We start from the raw sequence: 21700 nt of genomic DNA on the forward strand, positions 1-21700 counted from the left end.
TGTAATAATATTATTTGTAAAAATCATGCATTTCATTATATTATAAAAATATTTAATGTCAATTTTGATTTAAATAATATTTATTTCATTTTAAAGAAAGTCATAATATGTTTTAAATTTTGAGCATGTTCTAATAACTCTTTGGCTGAACTACTAGTTTCATCAACTAAAGTGGCATTTTGCTGCGTTATACCATCTATTTTTGATACTGCAATATTTACCTGATCAACACCTGTTTGCTGTTCTACTGCAGTGGTGCTTATCTCTTGCATTATCTTTGCCGTATTATCTATCTTAGATTGTATATCATTAAATATAGATTGAGATTCTCTAGCTGTTTCTGCTGATTTATTAATTTTCTCGTAAATATTTTCTATAAGTAATGTTATATTTTTAGCTGATGACTGAGAGTTTTGAGCCAAATTTCTAACCTCGCTAGCAACAACCGCAAAACCTCTTCCCTGATCTCCAGCTCTTGCAGCCTCTACTGAAGCATTCAAAGCAAGTATATTAGTTTGAAAAGCTATATCTTCTATGGTTTTGGTTATACTTTTTATTTTTTCGCTGGATTCATAAACTTCTTCTATATTCTTAGTTGTTTCAGATATTACATTTGCACCGTTTTCTACAGCTTTTTTAGATGATATCATCATATCATTTCCTTCTATGGAATGAGAAGCAGAAGATTTTATAGTCGAAGCCATCTCCTCTATAGCTGATGAAGTTTCTTCAAGGCTTGCTGCCTGTGATTCAGTTCTTGCAGATAAATCATCACTTCCTTGTGTTAGCAATTCAGCTGCCTCATGAATTTTTTCTGAAGTATCATTAACTTCATTTATAATTTTAGATAAAGCATTTCTCATATTTTTGAAAGAATAAGCTATATCACCTATTTCATTTTTTTGAAATTTAAACTCCCTCAGTATAAATGCTCCCTTTGCCATCTCTTCAGATTCTTCTACAATTATTTTTAAAGGTTTTATAATTTTATTTATATATAAAAATCCTATAATTGAACTTAATATAAGCCCTATAATTCCTATTATAATTCCAACCATCAAAATTTTAGAACTTTTTTTATCAATGAAATTTAAAGGCATAGAAAAAGCTAGATACCAAGGCTGATTTTTCATAGCATTGTATAAACATACTTCAGTCATATTATCATTTTGAAATTCCAATTTTCCTTCTTTACTATTTACTATAGTTTTTACTTCAGAAGGAGCTAGTTTTCCAACTTCGCTAGGTACATTATGCATCACAAGTAAAGTATCTTTATTGAATACCCATAATCTTATCCAATGAGTTAATACATCTCCAGCTGTTGCAGATATTTCATCTATAATTTTCTGCCAATCCAATATAACAAGCATACCTCCCAAATATATATTATCATTTCTTGATCTAATAGGTGATATTATAGCAGTTATCCATTTTCCATCATCGGTTTTATATATAGAATCTGATAAACTAGGCTCTTTTACAGCATCATATTTTTGCCATAAATCAGGATATAGATCCGATACATTTTTACCTACATCTTTATTATTGTTTTCTGAATTATTTATTATTTTTCCATTAGCTTCTATTAAAGATAAGCTTTTTACATAAGGATTTTTTCCACTCATTAATTTTAAAATAGGAAACATGTTCTTTTCTGTTTCTATGTTTCTATTTTGCATATAATTAATTACAAATGTAAGAGAAGAGTAAGTATCTGATAAAATCAATTGATTTTCAACTAAAGATTCAAAAAAAGTACAATAGCCTTTTACTGTTGTAGCAAATCCGCTATATGAAGCATCATCTATTGCTTTTTTTGACATATTTACTAATGTAAATATTGAAACGAATAGAAGTAACGATATAAAAGTATTAACAACTAAAGGAATTTGAATATTGAGGCTGTGAAATTTTTTCTTCATAATTATATTCTCCTAAATGCTGATATGATATAAAATTGATAATGTAATATTTATATACTTATATATATAAGTATAATAATTTAAATATTCTATGTCAAATTTTGAATATTTTTTATTTTTGATAATTATGTATTTATGATTATAATTAATTTGTCTTTTAGCAAAAATATATATAATAATATAGTTAAATAATTTATAATTAGTTTGACTTTTATATTATTTATAGTACAATATAAATATATTGATGTATATTAATTTTATGAATTGATATACATCAATGTTTATTCCCAAAATCTCATTTTAATTAAATAAAGGAGAAATAATTGTGAAACTCCCAAAAGTCAATGATTTAGGCTTTTTCGAGATTCGTCTCGAAAGTATAGGTGGAATGGGTGCTAATAGTGCTGGTAAAATGCTTGCTGAAGTAGGTGTTTTAACTCAAGGTTTCTATGGTGCTGCATTCTCAAGTTATGGTTCAGAAAAGAAAGGTTCCCCTGTTAAATCTTTCGTAAGATTTTCTGAGTCAGAAGTTAGAGTAAACTCTACGGTAGAAGAACCACATATTGTGGCAGTGTTCCATATGAATCTTCTTAAAAACCCGTTAACTTTAGCTGGTGTTAAGGAAGATGCTATTGTTATTTTTAACACTAATAAAACACCTGATGAGGCAAGAGACTTTGCTAAATTACATGGCGGTAAAGTAGTATGTATTGATGCTATTAAAATTGCTAATGATTTGAAACTTCCTTCACAGGCTGCTAATACTATCATAATGGGTGCTATGGTTAATCAGCTTGATTTCATAGATTCTGCTAAATTTGAAGATCAAATCAGAAAACAATTTGGCGGAAGAAAAGCTGAATTAGTAGAGCCTAATATCGAAGCTTTCAGAAGAGGCGGTAAAGATTCTGTTGTTAAAGAATTCGCTGCTGATGGAAAATATCCTTATATTCCTTATAAAAAACCAGAACCTGTATATGGTAAAAACAATCAATTAACAGGTGGTTATATAAATGCTGCAGGTAACTCTACTTTGAAAGATTTACAAGTTACTCGTACTGGTAATATCCCTGTATTCAATCCTAAAAATTGTATAGATTGTGCTCAGTGTGAATGTGTTTGTCCTGACCTTTGTATAGTTTGGGAAAGAGGTGTTGATAGAAAAGATGCTTCTAAGACAAATGTTATGAACATGATGGGTATAGATTATCAGTATTGTAAAGGCTGTTTGAAATGTGTTAGAGCTTGTCCTAAAGGACCTTATGCTCCTAAACAACTTCCTAAAGAAGAACAAGCTTTAAGAATAGAAGTAGAAGCAGAATGTAATGTTGAAGAACTTACATACAAACGTTATAAAAATTAATAAGGAGCGATAAATGGCTAACAAATATAATCTTGCTGAACAAGAAAATATACTTGAAAGTGGTAATGAATTAGCAGCCATTGCAGCCGCTCAAATCAATTATCACGTTATGGGTTATTATCCAATAACTCCTTCTACTCAGATTGCTGAGTACTTAGATGAAATGAAAGCTAATGGAAGACATAGTGTTTGTATGATTCCTGGTGACGGTGAACATGGTGCAGCTGGTATATGTTATGGTGCTACTACTGCTGGCGGTAGAGTATTCAATGCTACTTCTGCTAACGGTCTTCTTTATGCTATGGAACAATTACCTGTTCAATCTGGTACTAGATTTCCTATGGTATTAAATGTTGTAAACAGAACTGTTTCTGGTCCATTAGATATTAAATGTGACCAATCTGATATTATGATGGCTCTTAATACTGGTTGGATCATTATTATGGCTCATACTACTCAGATGGTTTATGACTTCAATATATTTGCTTTAAAAATTGCTGAGAGAGCTAAATTACCTATCATAGTTTCTTCTGATGGTTTCTTTACTTCTCACCAAAAGAAAAAAATTCACCTCTTTAAAAATGATAAAGATGTTCAGGATTTCTTAGGTACATATACACCTGAAGTTACTTCTGTTGAACCAGGAAAAAATCCTGTTACAATCGGACCTTACATGAATGAAGATGAATTAACAGGAAGTAAATTACAGCTTTCTCAAGCTTTAGAAGATTCTAGACCTATTATTGAGGAAGTATTTGAAGAGTTCGCTTCTCTTTCTGGAAGAAAATATTCTCCTATAGAAACTTATAATATGGAAGGTGCTGAAGTTGCTTTAATGCTTTGTGGTTCCGCTTATGAAACTGGTACTTTGGCTGTTGACGAAATGAAAAAAGTTAATCCTAATCTTAAAATAGGTGCTTTTGCTATTACTCAGATTCGTCCTTTCCCTGAAAAAGAATTACAAAAATTACTTGCTAATGTTAAAGTTATTGTTGTTGGTGATAGACAGGATACTTATTCTGGTATGGGTGGTAATATGTCTACTGAAATAAGAGCCGCTCTTAAAAATGATGCTAATAACAAATCTACTATCGTTAGCAGAGTTTATGGTCTTGGTGGTACTGAGTTTACTCTTGACAAAGCTAAAGAATTATTTGATTTGGGTTTAAAAGAATTAGCTTCTGCTGGTTCTGTTTCTAAGCATGATTACTTAGAGCAATATATGGGTCATGCTGGTGTTGAAATGAAGCCTATTCATGAACCTCTTACTTTAGAGAGTCAAAAATCTGGTATTACTGTTACTATGAATGAACAAACTCATAAACTTGAAGTTAAAGTTCCACCTCTTAGAGAGTTAACTGGTAAAGCTTATCGTTATGCTCAAGGTCATGGTGCTTGTAACGGTTGCGGTATCTTCTCTGGTATTAATACTTTTATGAAAGGTATCGAGGGCGAGGTTGTTCTTTTAGTACATACTGGTTGTTCTATGGTTGTTACTACTGGGTATCCTTACAGCTCTTATAGAACTACTTATGTTCACAACTTATTCCAAAATGGTGCTGCTACTCTTTCTGGTATTGTAGAAATGTATCATGAAAGAAAAAGAAGAGGAGAAATTCAGGGACCTGAAGATCCTACTTTCATAATGGTTACTGGTGACGGTGGTCATGATATAGGTATGGGACCTTCTATAGGTGCTGCTATTAGAAATCACAAGATGATTATATTAGAATATGATAATGAAGGATACATGAATACTGGTAACCAATTATCATTCTCTACTCCTATAGGACATAGAACTTCTACTTCTAATGTTGGTAAAGCTGAATTAGGTAAGCAGTTCAATCACAAAGATGTTGCTCAAATCTTTGCTGGATGTCATATACCTTATATTGCTACTGGATGTGAATCTTATCCTTTAGATTTAGTGAAAAAAGCTGCTAAAGCTCAATGGTATGCTAATCATCATGGTACTGCTTTTGTTAAGCTTCTTATAGCTTGTCCGTTAAACTGGAAATCTCCTGATGATATGGGTAAAGATGTTATTAAAGCTGCTGTTGACTCTTGTTTCTTCCCTCTATATGAGGTTGAACATGGGGTTACTACTATTACTCAAATGGTAGCTGATGACAAAAAAATTCCTGTTTCTGAATGGTTAAAATTAATGGGTAAAACTAAACATATTCTTAAACATCAAGATTTACTTGAGGTTTTCCAAAAAGAAGTTGATAGAAGATGGATTAGATTAAAAGCTATGCATGAAAGTCCTGTTCTATAATAAGTTAATTGCTTAGAAATAGAATATAAATAAAAAACGGCTGTTTATCTTAATATGGTAGGCGGCCGTTATTTTTTTATTTATTATCATTTATATATTTTGTAAGTTTTATTTTAATTATATTTTTTGCGTTAACATAAATGTTAACAACTGACATAGCTTTATTCAAATTTTAAAATCTTTACTACGCACGCAGAGTGAAGTTAAAAATATAAACTTTATTTTAATTGCAATTAGAATAATATTTTAAATTTTGTTTGTCGTGCGTTAAATTGATTAAAAATCTAAATAAAGTTTGGGTGGGTATGCTTTTATAATTTTAGTAAAAAGATAAATATCAATTAAGAAAATTAAATTAAGATAGTAGGTTTAAAGGGTGGGATTTAAAGTGTATATAAAAAATCAAGGATATTTTTATAGTTGTCTTCTATTGTTTTTTATTTTATTATTTATAAATGTATTATTCAAAAAATAAAAATTACAGATTTAGATGGGACTCTTCTCAATTCTAAAAAAGAAATTACAGATTATAGTAAAGAAATTTTATTAGAACTTATACATAATATGAATATTGAATTTGTAATATCTACAGTATGTCTTTTTGAAAGTATTGTACATTATAATGAGCTTTTAAATAATAATAATTATTCTATAGTATTTAATGGAGTTTCTATATATGATAGTAAAGCCAATATCATATATTATAATAGAACTATAGAGTTGCTATGAGTAATTCTGAAAAGGAACTAAAAAGTATGGCCAATTATACAACTTTATCAAATGATGAAAATGGGTAGGTAAATTTTTAGAAGATTTTTTTGAATTGTAATATTTTATAAACTTGAAAAAAATACTATTTATAGTATACTTAAAATTAAGTTTATAAAATAAATGGGGGATTTTATGACAGTTCAGGAAGAATATTTTCAAAAATTATCTTTACTTTTAAAAGAAAAATTTACTAAAAAAGGCTTTGCTTTTGATAGTTTTAATAATAAAGAAGAAGCTAAGAAGTTTGTATTATCTCTTATAAAAGCAGATGATACTATCACTTTCGGCGGAAGCACTTCTGTTAATCAAATGGGTATATTGGAAGATTTAAAGAATTATAAAAATTTTATAGATAGAAATAATAAAGATTTAAAAACTGAAGCTGAAATAAAAGCATTTACTTCAGATATTTATTTATGTTCTGCTAATGCTATAAGCAAAAATGGAGATATAGTTTCTACGGATGGTTTTGGAAATAGAGTTGCTGCTATGACTTATGGACCTAAAAAAGTATTTTTGATTGTTGGAAAAAATAAAGTTTGTAATACAGAAAAAGAGGCATTAAAAAGAGTGAGAGATGTTGCTGCAGCTCAAAATTCAGTAAGATTTAAAGTTGATAATCCTTGTTGCATAGTAGATATGATTTGCGATGAAGAGAAATGCGATATAGAAAAGAGAATATGCTCAGCTACAGTCATAATCAATAAATGCAGTATCAAAGATAGAATACATATTATATTTATCAATGAGGAATTGGGTTTTTAAGTTAATTAATATATAATTTTTTATATATTAATTAACTTTTATTTTAAAATTTGATTTTTATATTTTTCAAATAAAGTGCCAGAGAAGTCAGTTTTCTTAATGGCTTCTCTTAAACCTGTTATATCAATATTATATTGCTTCCCTTGATTATTTGGTTTTATTGATAAACTTTTACTGCCTATCAATTTTTGAAAGAAATCTATAATTTCTTTTTCTTGAATAATGCCAAAAGCAGGAGATATTGTGTATAGTATATCAAATTTATCAGAAGAAGATCTCATAAAAGGTTCTACAGATCTATATGGTGCATTATTAAAACTATATTCCATAGGACTATTTTCATCTATATTTGTCTTGTACCAATTAATACTAACATTAAGTTGATTATTTCTTGATGCTATATATATTTCTACATCATTATTATTTTTTATAGTTATTGTTACAGCTTTAGTATCTGTATTATTATAAGTTATTGTTCTTACTTTCCAATTATTATAATGTTTAGTTACAGCTGCTGGTAATGCCTGATAAGCAATTATCAATAATGATATAAATACAAATAAAAGTTTTTTCATAATATTCTATATTCCTCTAATTTTTTTATTTAGCTATATATTATGTTTTCTATATCATTTTCGTTAAATGTTTGCAAATTATTAGAAATTAATATTTTTAATAAATAAGCGATTTTATATCATTATACCAATTATTTATATAATTTTTAAGTTCTTCATAACTTATCATAGATTTTTCTATCTTTTCAACATGCCATGGTGATATTATATACGCCAATTTTTTTATAGAATCATTAATATTTTTGGTATTATTAATATGATATATAAAATCATTTATTTTTTCTATTAATTTTTCTTTCTCTATATCCTCTTTTATAAGATTATTTATTTTTATATTTTCATAATTTTTTAATATAATGTTATCATCATATTTTTTTACATTTTTTATTTCAGCAGATTCATTTGTTAATGTAAAAATATCAGTCATACTTATAATTTCCTGTACTACAGATTCAAAATGATTTCTATAGCTTAGAAGGGTAGCTGATGTATTTCTATATATATTATCATAGCATTTTACTTTTTCTATATCATGGAGTCTTTTATATTTAGCCGATTCAAAAGTTTTTAACTTATTGCTGTTTATAAAGTCATAAGAGGAAGCATTTGAATATTTGGAATGCGTTTTATCATCAAGGTGGCAAAAATCGCATCCAGCAAGAAGTATATATTTAGGATTAAGCATATGAGCTACTCTCAATGCAGGCATTATGACGCTTCCTTCCATATAGAAAAATATATTGTTATTATCATCATTTATAGGGTAGAGTATATTTTCAAAACTTTCATCATGCGAGAAATAAAATATTCTTTTATTTTCTATATGAGTTAGAGGATAAGGATATGCTGTATGTGTAGTGAATATATTTATATCATTATTTTCTTTTTTTGTAATCTCTTTTAAGTGTATAGAAGAATAAAATCCTCCGTCAGTAGTTATAACGGCATTTGGTTTTATATTATTTTTTATTAAAGTGTTAAAGGCATGAGATAAAACTATTATAAAATGAGTTTTTGATAATTCTTTTATTTTTTCTATATATTTATCTGTTGAAGATCCTGCTGATACAAGTAAAACAGGAATTTCTTTTTTTAATATATTATAAAAAGTTTTTATTGAATATCCTTCATTAAAATGCATATTATATAATATATTTCTAGCCCATATAGGAGCAAAATAATAATTTGAAGTTAAAGACATTAACTTTTCTTTTATACTATTTGCAAGTGATATATTAATTTCATCATAATATCTACTTGTTTCATCATTTATATTTGAAGCTCTTACATGCCTTATATAAATGATTTTTTTAGTATCATGATCATTCATATAAAAATTGAAGAAATCTAATATAGTTTTTATATCTTCATTTAAAATTATGATGATGTTTTTAACTATATTTTCATTTTCTATATTGAAATTTTCAAAGATGAGTTTAACTATTTCTATATCTTTTTCTATTATTATAGCTTTATTATTTTCATTCAATGATAAAAAATACTCTATATGAAAGAATGATGCTATTGATAAAAATATCCCTATATGTTCACTTTCATCTCTTATAAATTGCGATATTAATCTTTTAGCCTCTTCAATAGGATTATATATTGATGTTAATGGCTTATCATTATATAAAACAGCAAACATATTATTTTTAGTCTGTTTTAATTTATATTTATTATTGTTAGAATTATATTCTATCAATTTTTTTACAGATCTAAAATTATATTTATTTTTATTTAAAAGATTAATATTCTTATTGAATATATTATTATCCATTTTGTACTCTAAAATATACCGTATTTTTCCACAAGTTCATAAGCAGCATCTTCATCATCTTTTAATTTATTATAAATTATGAGTTCAGGTCTATATTCAAAATGTATTGTATCATAATTATGCCATTTTCCTCCCCATATAAAACCATATTTTTCAAATACTTTCACAACTTCTTTAGGAGGATGCCATCTTTTATCATAGGGCGTGGCATACCAAGCCTTATTATTAACCCTAGTCCAAGCCCAATATATCTGCTTCCCATAATTTTTTTTAGGCAATGTATCGAATGCCACTCCATAACTATGATAGCTTCTGCTTGAACTTTTTGATATAATTTTCCAAACATATCCGCTTACTGTTTTTAATGAGTCTAAAAAATCTTCTACTTCTTTATTAGTTTGAGCTATAAGCCTTACTTCTACACTTACATTAGAAAGAGGTTCATATACATAATCATGAACTCTCACTTTATATCCTAATATACTTTTTGTACTTATATGCTTAATCATACTTCTTTCACTCATTCCATCATAAAGAGTGTCTAAAAATTTATTATTTATATATTTTGTGTTATTAACCCTTTTTTTATAATATTCTTGAAGTTCCTGAGTTCTTTCAGGTGTTTCTTCCTGTATCTCTGGAAGCCCACTTATAGGATATGAATAAAATCCAAAGGGTATATATTTATCTTCATTTGTCATATCTTCATCGGTTAATAATTTTCCATTAGCCCAATTGAACCATATTCCATCTAAATAAAAACCTAATTCTCTATTTTTTATAACAGGCTGAGATATTCTATTGGAGTATGCTAAATGCAAAGATATAGTTTCCAATGCTCCTGGTCTTATAATAAAATCTTTTCTTATTCTTTTTTTTTCCTCTTCAAGTTTCATTTTTTTTCTATCAATATTTGCCATTATATCTGTAGTATTATTTATATATATTATTCCCACAGCTGATATTGAAGAAATTATTATTGTTATTAAAGCTATAGTGAATATCTTATATTTAGAACCTGCTTTTACAATAAAACTTATGATTGCAAGTACAATTAATATACTACTTATTACTAAAACATATCGCAGAACTGTCATATATTTTTTATTACTCTTAAAACAATATTTGTTTACATAATATTAACACATATTAATATTAAACACAAATACATTATCGTTAAAAAAATTATATTTAATAGGAGGTTTTATTAAAAGAAAATATAATGTATTTATGTTTATGAAAGATGAATTGGGCGATGACGGGCTCGAACCGCCGACCTAGTGCTTGTAAGGCACCCGCTCTCCCAGCTGAGCTAATCGCCCTTTCATTTGAAATGATAAATTTATATGAACATAGCATAGAAAAAAAGTCAAGTAATTAATTGTAAAATTCTATATTTTGTAAAACTTTCTCAAATATATATTGCTAAAATAATAAAAAATGTTATTATACTATAGAAAAAATATTATATAAGTAGAATTTTTATAAAAATGAATGTAGAGTTTTTGCTTTCAGCAGTATTTGATAATAGAAGGGTTATTCCTAGCCAAGATAGATTATTTAAAGCGATAGTATCATCTCTTAATGAAGTAAATATTAACCCTCTTGTAATGATATCCGAATTTTCTATAATAGAAGACGGAAGCACTCTTATATATTCATTTCATCCTTCTGCAGATCCTATATATTTTGAATTCAAAACAGATACTTTATTTATAACTATAAGTACAGGAAGTTTTGGAGCGGGCTACCATAAATTTATAGTAGGTGTTTTGGATAGAATAGCGAGAAGGCTTGATATAGAGTTAAAAGAAGATGCCGTTCATAAAGATCCAAGCGGGTATTTTAGAAATAGAAATTTTGAAGAATTAAAGAAATTTTTTATAAATTCATTGGCTGATTATTCAAAAATGCTTATTACACATCATGATAATGGTTTCAGCAATTTTATGATATCAATGCCTTATGATTATCCTATAATAGAAAAAGAGTATTTTGCCTTATCTTCATTGGGATACTGGGGAAAAAATTGGTTTACTGATTTTATAGATGCAGATGAAACAGCAAGATTTGCAATGGCTGGCGATTTCTTTCTTTGGGATACTGAAGAGATGAATGCCAAATTTTGGTTTAAAAGTTTTATTAGTATGATTTGGCTCTATTTCCCATTCAGAGAGGCTATAGGTGCCAAAGAAAAGACTATGTATAAAAAAATTATGTATTCTTTTCAGGAAGCATATAAAAAAGATGCTAATCTTCGTTATCCTTGGGATATACTTATTGATATTTCGCATTATTTAGATGATGTAAATTTAGCCAAGTTTATAGAAGGCAAGAAAAATATACATCAGCCTAATATGGAAATAGGTTTCAGATTAGAGAATGCTAGATACTCTATAGCGGCAGGATTTACTATTGTTCTTCCTATGCGTATGAATGTATTTAAAAATGATAAATCTTTAATAGAGTTTAAAGATATCAATATGTATATAGCTATGCAGGTTTATTCTTTTGCCAATGAAGAAACGGATGTAATAATGGAATATGTACTAAAGCAGATAGATATTGCAGGAGAAGATAAAGGCGAAAGATTGGATATTAAAGTAAAAAGCAGTGATATAGAAAGCATTATTTACGAAAAAGAATTAGAGGATAATGATCATATTATAACAGTAGCCTGTGCTGCCAAAAAATTATCACTTCTTGCATGGTTCACTTATTCCGAAGAAAAATATAGAGATATTTGTTTGGAAGCTATAAAATCTATAAATATAGAAAATTAATTTATTAATTTTTACCTATATAAAAAATACTATACAGTTTATTTTTTAGCTGAAAATGTTTGATAAATAAGCATATAAAATTGAAAATATCAATTATAGTCATCAAAACACGAATTAACATAATATTTTTTAAAAAATTATGTAAAGTAATCATAATCCCAGCCGATAATTTAAATGTAGTTAAATTTTAAACAGATTGGCTATTAACTTAAAGGTGGTATTTATGTTTAACTTATATGAAGAGCTTACAAAAATTGAGATACTTCTTACTAAAGAAATAGAAGTATATAAAATAATATTGGAAGATGAAGAGAAAAAGGTTAATTCTATAATCAATACAAGATTGCAGGATATACATTTATACTGTGATCATCAAAATGAAAAAATGACAGAGGCTAATGAGCTTAGAAAAATGAGAGAAAATGTTATTGATTTAATAGTATTGAATAAATTCCCTCATCTATCGGAAACAGCAACATTATCAGATATTATAAGAAGAATACCTCTAAACAAAACTGCTAAAATATCAGCACTTCGTCTTGAATTAGTTACTTTAATGGCTAGATTAAAGCATCTTAATAAATTAGCCCCTAAACTTTTCGATGAGGCTTTAGATTTATTTGCAAATATGAAAGAAGTGCTAAATGAAAGTAAAAAAGTTGGATATAACAACAAAGGTAAAGAGCATGTTGTTAATAGGAAATTATCAGTATTAGTAAATAAGCAAGTTTAATATAGAATATTTATATCTTAATTAAACGTATGGCATAGTTTTATGTTATACGTTTTTTTTTATATTTTGTTTTAATTTTTTTAAATAACTTAATAAAAAATATTGCAATAATATAAAAACGATATAAAGTATTACTCAAAATAATAATTTAAAAACTTAAACAGGACAAAATTATGAAAAAAGTAAATTTATCAGGAAGAGATTTTATTAATTTGGAGGATTTTACAAGCGAAGAATTATCAGCTTTAATAGATTATACCTTTGAATTAAAATCAAAAGTAAAAAATAGAGAAGAAATTGATATTATGAAGAATAGAACTATGGTGATGTATTTTTCAAAGCCTAGTTTAAGGACTCGTTTAAGTTTTGAAATAGGTATGAATAAATTAGGTGGAGATGCTTTCGTACTCAAGCAGGATGAAATTATATTGGGACAAAGAGAGAGTATTGAAGACAGTGCTAATGTTATTTCAAGATACTGCGATTTGATTATGATAAGAACATTTGCTCATAGTGATGTAGAAGACTTTGCTAAATATTCAAAAGTGCCTGTAATAAATGCTCTTACAGATCTTTCACATCCTTGTCAGATTATGGCTGATTTATTCACTATGAAAGAATATTTCGGAAAATTAGAAGGGCTTACTTTAACATATATCGGAGATGGCAACAATGTATGCAATAGTCTTTTAATAGGCTGTACATCTCTTGGAGTTAATGTTAAAGTTGGAGTACCTAAAGGTTATGAGCCTGATGCTAAAACTATAGAAATAGCTAAGAAAATAGCAAAAGAGAAAGGATGCACTGTTGAAATTACAAATGATGTAAAAGAGGCAGTAAGTAGATCTGATGTAGTTTATACTGATGTATGGGCTTCTATGGGGCAGGAGAGTGAAAAAGAACAAAGACTTAATATATTCAAAGGCTTTACTCTTACTAAAGAATTATTTTCTCTAGCAAATAAAGGGGCTATAGCATTGCATTGTCTTCCTGCACATAAGGGGGAGGAGATAAGCGAAGAAGTATTCAATATGAATGCTCAGTATATTTATGAAGAGGCAGAAAATAGAATGCATGCTCAAATGGCTATAATGAGCAGTATAGTAAAAGAATAATATTTAGTAAATATTAAATTAATTTTTGTTATTTGTGGAGTAATTTATACTAAAAGATTAATTTTTTAAAATTAGAATATTTGCATAGCTTTACACCTCTTCTTTTGCGACCTAAGGAAGTTAGTTATAGCATGGAACAAAGAAGTTAGGATAGGCTATATTTTAGAAATCCAATTTTAGTGTATCTAAATTGGATAATTTATCTTGTAAGATATATTTAATATTATTTTACTTACACTTTTTGATTCGGAGAAAAAGAACAATAAAAAATTAAAATAACAATAGACTTAAAAATTTTTAGCATATATTTTGTAAATTTAGTTTAATCGAGGTAATCGAATATAAATAAAAACATTTTATAAGTTTTAAATAAGGGATTTATCATGAAAAAAAAATTAGTATTAGCCTATTCAGGCGGTTTGGACACTACAGTTATTATACCATGGCTTAAAGAGAATTATGATTATGATGTAATTGCTGTTTGTGTCGATGTAGGTCAGGGAACTGAAACTGACGGTTTAGAGGAAAGAGCTTTAAAAACTGGTGCTGTTAAATACAGATTAGTTAAATGCGAAGATGAATTTGTTACTGATTATCTTTATCCTATAGTAAAGGCTGAGGCTACTTATGAGGATAAATATTTGCTTGGTACTTCTGCTGCAAGACCTTTAATAGCTAAAAAGTTAGTTGATGTGGCTTTAGAAGAAGGTGCTACTGCTATAGCACATGGAGCTACTGGTAAAGGTAATGACCAATTAAGATTTGAATTGACAGTTAAGGCATTAGCACCAAATTTTGAAATCATAGCTCCTTGGAGAGAATGGAATATAGCTTCAAGAGAGGAAGAGATTAAATATTTGGAAGACAGAAATTTAGAAGTACCTATGAAGAAAGATGATTCTTATTCAAGAGATAAGAACCTTTGGCATTTATCACATGAGGGATTAGAGCTTGAAGATCCTGTTAATATACCTAATTATGAAAGACTTCTAAAACTCTCAAATACTTTAGAAAATGCTCCTAATGAGGGACAATTTGTGGAATTAGAATTTGAAAAAGGAATACCTACTAAAGTTGATGGAAAAACTTTATCGCCTTCTGATTTAGTTAAATATTTAAATGAAATAGGTGGAAAGCATGCAGTTGGTATTGTTGATCTATTAGAAAACAGAGTAGTAGGAATAAAATGCCGTGGTGTATATGAAACTCCGGGAGGAACTATTCTTTATGCTGCTCATAGAGAAATTGAACATTTATGTTTAGACAGAGATACTTTATACTTTAAGCATATAGTTTCTCATAAGTTAACAGATCTTGTATACAGCGGAAAATGGTTTACTCCTTTAAGAGAAGCTTTATGTGCCTTCATTGACAGCACTCAGCAAACTGTAACAGGAAAAGTAAAATTAAAATTATATAAAGGAAATATCATACCTGCTGGAGTTACCTCTCCTTATTCTGTTTATAATCAGAGTTTGGCTAGCTTTACTACAGGTGAATTATATAACCATCATGATGCTCAGGGCTTTATTACATTATTCGGTTTGCCTTTGAAAGTGAATGCTTTAATGAAGGAACGTGTTAAAAATAACGGAGTTAAATAATTAATTTATGAAAGAAAAATTATGGGGGGGACGCTTTTCTAAAGAGCTTAACAAAGAAGCTAATGATTTTAATTCCTCATTATCTTTTGATTGTAAGATGTACAGAGAGGATATTTTAGGTAGCATAGCACATGCTAAAATGCTTGGGGAATGTTCCATTATTGCTCTTGATGAAAGCGTAACTATAATAAATGCTTTAAAACAGATTTTAGATGATATAGAAAATAATAAACTTCAATTTGATTTTGAATTGGAGGATATTCATACTCAGGTTGAAAGATGGCTTATTGACAGAATAGGTGAAATCGGTAAGAAAGTACATACTGGAAGAAGCCGTAATGATCAGGTTGCTCTTGATCTGAGAATGCATTTAAAAAACAAAATTGAAAATATAAAATCTTTAATACTGGATTTAATTTCTATATTAATAAGCATTCAAAAAGAGCATACAAAAACTTATATGAGCGGTTATACTCATCTTCAAAGGGCACAGGTTATTACATTTGCACATTATTTAGGTGCTTATGTTGAGATGTTTAAAAGGGATTTTGACAGGCTTAATGATGCCTATAAGAGAATAGATGTTATGCCTCTCGGTGCTGGTGCTTTGGCTTGTTCTACTTATAGCATTGACAATAAGAAAACTGCTGAAACTCTAAACTTCAAGAATGTTATGCTAAACTCATTAGATGCTGTATCTGACAGAGATTTTGTTATTGAAACTGAATCTGCATTAGCTATAATAATGATGCATTTAAGCCGTTTTTCTGAAGAGTTTATTTTGTATTCTACTTCCGAGTTTAAGTTTTTGGAATTTGATGATGAGTTTACTACAGGTTCTAGTTTAATGCCTCAGAAGAAAAATCCAGACATACTTGAGCTTATTCGAGGAAAGACTGGCAGAGTTTACGGTAATTTATTTTCAATACTTACTGTAATGAAATCTTTGCCTTTAGCGTACAATAAGGATATGCAAGAGGACAAAGAAGGTATATTTGATTCTTTGGAAAATGTTAAAAATTGTTTATCAATACTTCCTAATGTATTAAAAACAATGAAAGTTAATAAAGATAATATGCTTAATTCTGTTAATGAAGGTTTTTTGAATGCTACTGAGGTTGCTGATTATCTTGTAAGGAAGGGCATGGCTTTTAGAGATGCTCATGGTGTTTCTGGGCGTCTTGTTGTATACTCAATTAATAATAACAAGAATCTTTCTACTCTCTCAATAGAAGAATATAAAAAAGAGTCTAACCTTTTTGAAGATGATATTTATTCATGCATTACTCCAGAGGCTCAGGTTTCTAACAAGACTATGATTGGAAGTCCTAGCGAGAATGCTGTTTTGGAAGTGATAAAGATAAATGAAGAATGGCTAAAATCAAATAAAAAATAATATATCATTAATAAAATATAAAAAACAAGGATGCTAAAAAATAGTGTTCTTGTTTTTTATTGCATTATTAATATTACAAAAACCATATATTAAAAACTAATGAAAAAATTATATCAACTTTTTTTGCCAAAAAGTTGCAAAAAGACAAATTATTATAATTGTATTATCACATCATAAATATTTCTTGTTTCAAGTACTTTAACTCCTACTTCATATTCACGCATATATTTTGTAAGTCTGTATCCGTTTATTAAAATATTTTATATCTTTTGATTCATCAACAACTCTTTTAGCATGCGGAGTATAATCTGAAGTAGTTATAAAAATTCCTATGTTTATTCCATATTATAAAATTTATTCTCATTCCCCCCTCTCATTCTCTTTTACTTATTTTAAAAGTTTCATTTTAGTTATATTTTTTGCTTTAATAGAAATAATAACACCCCCCTAGCTTTATTTCAATTTTATACATATTCACCGCACGCAGAGTAAAGTTAGAAATATTAATTTGATGATAATATAATTTAAATTAAATATATGGTTTTATTTACCGTGCGTAATGTTTAGTCAGTGAATACCTGTACCCAATATATTCTGCCATTATACTCAAAGACACCAATGCCTATTTTTCCAAATTTCTTTTGAAGTATATTGGCTCTATGTCCAGTAGAGTTAAGCCAAGATTTCATAACATCATCGGCATCAAATTGTCCGTTAGCTATGTTTTCTCCTGCAGTTTTATATGATATGCTGTACTCTTTTAGAACTGTTGAGAAGTCTGTACGGTTTGGTCTTGTATGCGAGAATAGTTTTATTAGTTCCTCTGCTCTTTTTTGTGCAGCTTCAGTTAATTTTTTATCAATAATTAAAGAAGATGATATGTTATTTTGTTTTCTAGCTTCATTGCATAACTGAACAACTCTTTCTCTTTCTTTTTGTATATTCAATTCTTGTTTTACTATATTATTATTTCTTGATGCAATATAAATCATAACCCAATATTTTTGACCGTTATTTTCATATACAGAAACAGCGGCATGAGTAAAATTTTTATTTAATACCAAATTTTTCTTACTTTCTAATATTTGTTTGAATATATCTTTAGCATTCATATTTGCAATGATAGAACCTTCGGAATATGATGAAAACTGTATATTATTATCTTGTAATGCAGTGGATTTTTTTATTCTGTTTGCTATTTCTTTAGCTCTTTGATCTGCGGCATTTTGTAATTGAGTTTCTGTTTTATACTCGTTTAATCCTGATTTTTTTCTTTCATTATTTATTAAATTGAATATTTGATTGGCTTCATTGTTTTGAGTGTATGATATTTGATTGAAAAGTACTAAAGTAAATAATGTTAAAAATATAATTTGAAAAAATTTCATTTTGAATTCCTTGAATGTATTATTTACAAAAATAATATTCTCTTATATAATTATAATACTACAAAACATAAAAACTGTTTAATTATAAAGTAAGTAAAATTTAAATTATATATATTTTATAATTAATTGATAAACAATTATTTATAGTTGATGTGATTAAGTTGTTAAAGTTTTTAAAGCTAGTTTATATTAGTAATATATTAAAATGAATTTATTTGATTATTATGAGCATTGAGAACATAACAAAATAATTAAGTTAGTGGAGCATTCGTTAATTTTAATTATTGATTAATTATATGCGTATGCGAACATAATAATAAAATTTAGTGATCCGAGCAGTTGATAATTTTAATTATTGATTAATTATATGCGTATGCGAACATAATAATAAAATTTAGCAAGCCGAGCAGTTGATAATTTTAATTATTGATTAATTATAGGCGTATGCGAACATAATAATAAAATTTAGTGATCCGAGCAGTTGATAATTTTAATTATTGATTAATTATAGGCGTATACGAACATAATAATAAAATTTAGTGATCCGAGCAGTTGATAATTTTAATTATTGATTAATTATAGGCGTATGCGAACATAATAATAAAATTTAGCAAGCCGAGCAGTCAATAATTTTAATTATTGATTAATTATAGGCGTATGGAACATAATAATAAAATTTAGTGATCCGAAGCAGCAAATAAATTTATTTATTTGCTTATTATAGGCGTAGGCGAACATAATAATAAAATTTAGTGAGCCGAAGCAGCAAATAAATTTATTTATTTGCTTATTATAGGCGTAGGCGAACATAATAATAAAGGAAGGAATATGAAATATATAGTAAGTTTAACAGGTGCCACAGGAAATATGGGGCTTGAAACATTAAGACAATTAATGGAAATAGAAGATATAGAAACAGTAAAAATATTGGTTAGAAAAGAAAGTATAAAGGCATCAGAAAAATTAAAAAAGAAGTATGGTAATAGGTTAAAAGTTGTTATAGGTTATTTGTATGAGAGAGATGACTGCGAAAAATTGATAAAAGACTGTCATTATGTACTTAATCTTGCAGCAGTAATACCTCCTAATTCTGATAAATATCCTAAACTTACACATCTTACAAATTTTGTAGGTGTTAAGCATATAGTAGATATATTGGAAGGAATGGAAAAAGATAAGCGTCCGAAACTTGTTCATATATCAACAGTAGCACTTTATGGCAATCGTAATGAAAAACATCCTTGGGGTAGAGTAGGGGATCCGTTATTGATAAGTTCTTATGATGTTTATTCATATTCAAAATTGAAAGGTGAGAGATATGTTCTTGATTCATCATTAGAAAATAGGGCTATAATAAGACAAACAGCAATGCTTCATGGCCGAATGCTTACTGATAATATGAGCGATGGGCTTATGTTTCATACTTGTTATAATGCACCTCTTGAATGGGCTACTGCTAGAGATAGCGGACTTTTAATGAAAAGGATTATTGAAGAAGATATAAAAGGAAAATTGGACGATTATTTTTGGAAGGGCTGTTTTAATTTGGGAAGTAAGGCAGAAAATAGACTTATAGGTTATGATACTTTTAATGATGGATTCAAACTTATAGGCGGTTCTACAAAAAAATATATGAAGCCTCATTGGAATGCTACAAGAAATTTCCATGGACTTTGGTATTATGACGGATATAAACTTGAAGAATTATTTTCCTATCAAAAAGAATCTGTTACTGATTATTGGAATGAAATAGGCAAAACCCATTGGTATTATACATTCGGCAAAATAGTACCTCCTTCTTTAATATCATTCTTCGCTATACAAAGACTTTTACCTCATCCTAATTCGCCTGCATATTGGAGAAAAAACGGAGAGAAAGGAAAGATTATAGCTACATTCGGAAGTGAGGAGGCTTTTGATAATCTTCCTAAAAAATGGGAGAATTTTAATTTGCTTTTTGAAAATAAAGATTCTCAGGGTAATTATATAGATTATAAGGCTTTACTTGATATAAAAAATGCTAAACTTCTTGATCATGGCTATGATGAAAATAAAAAAGACAGTGAAATAGATTTGGAAGATTTGAAAAAGGCTGCAGAGTTCAGAGGTGGAAAACTTTTAAGCACTAGCATGACCAAAGGAGATTTGCATACAAAATTAAAATGGTCTTGTGCTGAAGGTCATGAATTTGAGGCTTCTCCATTTACTATAATAAAAGCTGGTCATTGGTGCGAGGAATGTATACCTGATTATACCTGGAATTTCGATATGCTTGCTAAGAAAAATCCTTTCTTTGCTCAGGTTTGGTATGATTCGCATGAAAAAGATGAGAATATAATTTATTATTTTGATGAGGATTTCAAAGCCCATTATAAAAAGGTAGATTAATTTTATGTATAATGATGTTATTTTATCTGATGTTATCAAATCTTTTAATATGAATAATTTTAGTTCCATTCCTTTAGATTATTCTTGGTCTTTTTCTGATAAAACTATAAAAGATACAGCATACATTACTCATAACTATTATACATATCCTGCCAAATTTATACCTCAATTAGTTTCAAGATTAATTAATACATATACTAATGAGAGAGAAATTATTGTTGATCCTTTTATGGGAAGCGGTACTTCTATTGTTGAGAGTCTTGTAAATAAAAGATATGCATACGGGGTTGATATAAATGAAATAGCATATCTAATATCTAAAGTGAAAAGTACTCCGCTTAATATTGAATTATTAAAAAAGGAATATTTAATACTAGAAGAAAAATTGACAAACTATAGTATTATGGTAGATAAAGATACTTTAATAAAAGCAAAAAATATTGTACCTAATAATGATAGAATAGATTGACGGTATTGCCAGATTTTTAATGAAGATATATTATTAACCGTATCTAAAGATGATTTTTTGAGCTTTATGAAAAAATATAAGAGTCAGATTATAATACTTTGCATAAAGCTCTTAATGTATAAGATTATTGAACTTTCTTTATTAACTTCTAAAAATATTAAAGGATTAGATTATAAAGAAAATTATATCAATTACTATGTTGGTAATGATGCTGTACTTGTTTCTATATATAATGATATTAATGATAAGATAGCTATGTATATAATAGGTAAATGAAAAATAGTGGGAATTGATGTAATAGCTTTATATAAGTATATAGGTATGCTCCATTGTGTTAGCCTAAATTAATTAAATAAAACAAATATAA

At 27.9% G+C, this 21700-nt stretch carries 18 protein-coding genes and 1 tRNA gene; 13 read left to right on the forward strand and 6 right to left on the reverse strand.

The window, feature by feature from the left end:
* Positions 1-80 precede the first annotated feature (80 nt).
* On the reverse strand, positions 81-1925 hold the full coding sequence (locus tag Q1J76_RS02620; protein WP_300366362.1) for a methyl-accepting chemotaxis protein: 1845 nt from the start codon (positions 1923-1925) through the stop codon (positions 81-83).
* Between the two features lie 325 nt (positions 1926-2250).
* Between Q1J76_RS02620 and Q1J76_RS02625 the strand changes: the two genes are divergently transcribed.
* The 5 genes from Q1J76_RS02625 (at position 2251) to Q1J76_RS02640 (ending at position 7102) form a co-directional block, all read left to right on the forward strand.
* Positions 2251-3288, forward strand: a complete 1038-nt coding sequence (locus Q1J76_RS02625) for a 2-oxoacid:ferredoxin oxidoreductase subunit gamma family protein (protein ID WP_300366365.1) — start codon at positions 2251-2253, stop codon at positions 3286-3288.
* A 13-nt stretch (positions 3289-3301) separates the two neighbouring features.
* Positions 3302-5566 (forward strand): thiamine pyrophosphate-dependent enzyme, encoded by a 2265-nt coding sequence (locus Q1J76_RS02630; RefSeq protein ID WP_300366368.1) that lies wholly within the window; start codon positions 3302-3304, stop codon positions 5564-5566.
* Positions 5567-5986: 420 nt separating this feature from the next.
* Positions 5987-6295: an HAD family hydrolase gene (locus tag Q1J76_RS02635; protein WP_300366372.1), complete on the forward strand. Its 309-nt coding sequence runs from the start codon at positions 5987-5989 to the stop codon at positions 6293-6295.
* Positions 6292-6363, forward strand: a complete 72-nt coding sequence (locus tag Q1J76_RS12480; RefSeq protein ID WP_367182067.1) for a hypothetical protein — start codon at positions 6292-6294, stop codon at positions 6361-6363. Before Q1J76_RS02635 ends, Q1J76_RS12480 begins: the two co-directional genes overlap by 4 nt.
* Before the next feature lie 106 nt (positions 6364-6469).
* Positions 6470-7102: a lactate utilization protein gene (locus Q1J76_RS02640; protein ID WP_300366375.1), complete on the forward strand. Its 633-nt coding sequence runs from the start codon at positions 6470-6472 to the stop codon at positions 7100-7102.
* A 38-nt stretch (positions 7103-7140) separates the two neighbouring features.
* On the opposite strand, the gene Q1J76_RS02645 is transcribed toward Q1J76_RS02640, so the two are convergent.
* The 4 genes from Q1J76_RS02645 to Q1J76_RS02660 all read right to left on the reverse strand — a co-directional run bounded on the left by Q1J76_RS02645 (position 7141) and on the right by Q1J76_RS02660 (position 10779).
* Entirely contained in the window at positions 7141-7677 is a 537-nt protein-coding gene (locus Q1J76_RS02645; protein WP_300366377.1) for a hypothetical protein, read from the reverse strand.
* 97 nt (positions 7678-7774) lie between these two features.
* Positions 7775-9457, reverse strand: coding sequence for a motility associated factor glycosyltransferase family protein (locus tag Q1J76_RS02650; protein WP_300366380.1), 1683 nt, complete (start codon positions 9455-9457; stop codon positions 7775-7777).
* A gap of 8 nt (positions 9458-9465) precedes the next feature.
* A complete protein-coding gene (locus Q1J76_RS02655; RefSeq protein ID WP_300366383.1) occupies positions 9466-10554 on the reverse strand; it encodes a M15 family metallopeptidase in 1089 nt (362 codons plus the stop codon).
* A 152-nt stretch (positions 10555-10706) separates the two neighbouring features.
* Positions 10707-10779, reverse strand: a tRNA-Val gene (locus tag Q1J76_RS02660).
* 168 nt (positions 10780-10947) lie between these two features.
* Between Q1J76_RS02660 and Q1J76_RS02665 the strand changes: the two genes are divergently transcribed.
* The 5 genes from Q1J76_RS02665 to argH all read left to right on the forward strand — a co-directional run bounded on the left by Q1J76_RS02665 (position 10948) and on the right by argH (position 17088).
* A complete protein-coding gene (locus tag Q1J76_RS02665) occupies positions 10948-12240 on the forward strand; it encodes a hypothetical protein (RefSeq protein ID WP_300366386.1) in 1293 nt (430 codons plus the stop codon).
* Positions 12241-12463: 223 nt separating this feature from the next.
* Positions 12464-12973 (forward strand): flagellar export chaperone FlgN, encoded by a 510-nt coding sequence (gene flgN, locus Q1J76_RS02670; protein WP_300366389.1) that lies wholly within the window; start codon positions 12464-12466, stop codon positions 12971-12973.
* A gap of 173 nt (positions 12974-13146) precedes the next feature.
* The gene (gene argF / locus Q1J76_RS02675; protein WP_300366392.1) at positions 13147-14088 is read left to right on the forward strand and encodes an ornithine carbamoyltransferase; all 942 of its coding nucleotides are present in this window, start codon (positions 13147-13149) and stop codon (positions 14086-14088) included.
* Between the two features lie 383 nt (positions 14089-14471).
* Positions 14472-15692, forward strand: a complete 1221-nt coding sequence (locus Q1J76_RS02680) for an argininosuccinate synthase (protein WP_300366395.1) — start codon at positions 14472-14474, stop codon at positions 15690-15692.
* A gap of 7 nt (positions 15693-15699) precedes the next feature.
* Positions 15700-17088, forward strand: a complete 1389-nt coding sequence (argH, locus tag Q1J76_RS02685) for an argininosuccinate lyase (RefSeq protein ID WP_300366397.1) — start codon at positions 15700-15702, stop codon at positions 17086-17088.
* Between the two features lie 563 nt (positions 17089-17651).
* Here the strand turns inward: argH and Q1J76_RS02690 are convergent.
* Entirely contained in the window at positions 17652-18476 is an 825-nt protein-coding gene (locus tag Q1J76_RS02690) for a CAP domain-containing protein (protein ID WP_300366399.1), read from the reverse strand.
* Between the two features lie 828 nt (positions 18477-19304).
* Here Q1J76_RS02690 and Q1J76_RS02695 point away from each other — a divergent pair.
* The 3 genes from Q1J76_RS02695 to Q1J76_RS02705 all read left to right on the forward strand — a co-directional run bounded on the left by Q1J76_RS02695 (position 19305) and on the right by Q1J76_RS02705 (position 21609).
* Positions 19305-20864, forward strand: coding sequence for an NAD-dependent epimerase/dehydratase family protein (locus Q1J76_RS02695; RefSeq protein WP_300366402.1), 1560 nt, complete (start codon positions 19305-19307; stop codon positions 20862-20864).
* Between the two features lie 4 nt (positions 20865-20868).
* The gene (locus tag Q1J76_RS02700; protein WP_300366404.1) at positions 20869-21333 is read left to right on the forward strand and encodes a DNA methyltransferase; all 465 of its coding nucleotides are present in this window, start codon (positions 20869-20871) and stop codon (positions 21331-21333) included.
* A gap of 114 nt (positions 21334-21447) precedes the next feature.
* Complete coding sequence (locus tag Q1J76_RS02705; RefSeq protein ID WP_300366406.1) at positions 21448-21609, forward strand: agmatine deiminase family protein; 162 nt, start codon at positions 21448-21450, stop codon at positions 21607-21609.
* Positions 21610-21700 lie beyond the last annotated feature (91 nt).

The sequence above is a fragment of the Brachyspira sp. genome (genome assembly GCF_029258575.1).
Taxonomy (GTDB): Bacteria; Spirochaetota; Brachyspiria; order Brachyspirales; family Brachyspiraceae; genus Brachyspira.

What these genes read in the sequence shown, in the direction of transcription:
- Q1J76_RS02630 (WP_300366368.1), top strand. Translation starts at nt 3,302, where the DNA reads ATGGCTAACAAATATAATCTTGCTGAACAAGAAAATATACTTGAAAGT.
- Q1J76_RS02640 (WP_300366375.1), top strand. Translation starts at nt 6,470, where the DNA reads ATGACAGTTCAGGAAGAATATTTTCAAAAATTATCTTTACTTTTAAAA.
- Q1J76_RS02665 (WP_300366386.1), top strand. Translation starts at nt 10,948, where the DNA reads ATGAATGTAGAGTTTTTGCTTTCAGCAGTATTTGATAATAGAAGGGTT.
- Q1J76_RS02680 (WP_300366395.1), top strand. Translation starts at nt 14,472, where the DNA reads ATGAAAAAAAAATTAGTATTAGCCTATTCAGGCGGTTTGGACACTACA.
- Q1J76_RS02655 (WP_300366383.1), bottom strand. Translation starts at nt 10,554, where the DNA reads ATGACAGTTCTGCGATATGTTTTAGTAATAAGTAGTATATTAATTGTA.
- flgN (WP_300366389.1), top strand. Translation starts at nt 12,464, where the DNA reads ATGTTTAACTTATATGAAGAGCTTACAAAAATTGAGATACTTCTTACT.
- Q1J76_RS02645 (WP_300366377.1), bottom strand. Translation starts at nt 7,677, where the DNA reads ATGAAAAAACTTTTATTTGTATTTATATCATTATTGATAATTGCTTAT.
- Q1J76_RS02690 (WP_300366399.1), bottom strand. Translation starts at nt 18,476, where the DNA reads ATGAAATTTTTTCAAATTATATTTTTAACATTATTTACTTTAGTACTT.
- argH (WP_300366397.1), top strand. Translation starts at nt 15,700, where the DNA reads ATGAAAGAAAAATTATGGGGGGGACGCTTTTCTAAAGAGCTTAACAAA.
- Q1J76_RS02705 (WP_300366406.1), top strand. Translation starts at nt 21,448, where the DNA reads ATGTATAAGATTATTGAACTTTCTTTATTAACTTCTAAAAATATTAAA.
- Q1J76_RS02695 (WP_300366402.1), top strand. Translation starts at nt 19,305, where the DNA reads ATGAAATATATAGTAAGTTTAACAGGTGCCACAGGAAATATGGGGCTT.
- Q1J76_RS02700 (WP_300366404.1), top strand. Translation starts at nt 20,869, where the DNA reads ATGTATAATGATGTTATTTTATCTGATGTTATCAAATCTTTTAATATG.
- argF (WP_300366392.1), top strand. Translation starts at nt 13,147, where the DNA reads ATGAAAAAAGTAAATTTATCAGGAAGAGATTTTATTAATTTGGAGGAT.
- Q1J76_RS02620 (WP_300366362.1), bottom strand. Translation starts at nt 1,925, where the DNA reads ATGAAGAAAAAATTTCACAGCCTCAATATTCAAATTCCTTTAGTTGTT.
- Q1J76_RS02650 (WP_300366380.1), bottom strand. Translation starts at nt 9,457, where the DNA reads ATGGATAATAATATATTCAATAAGAATATTAATCTTTTAAATAAAAAT.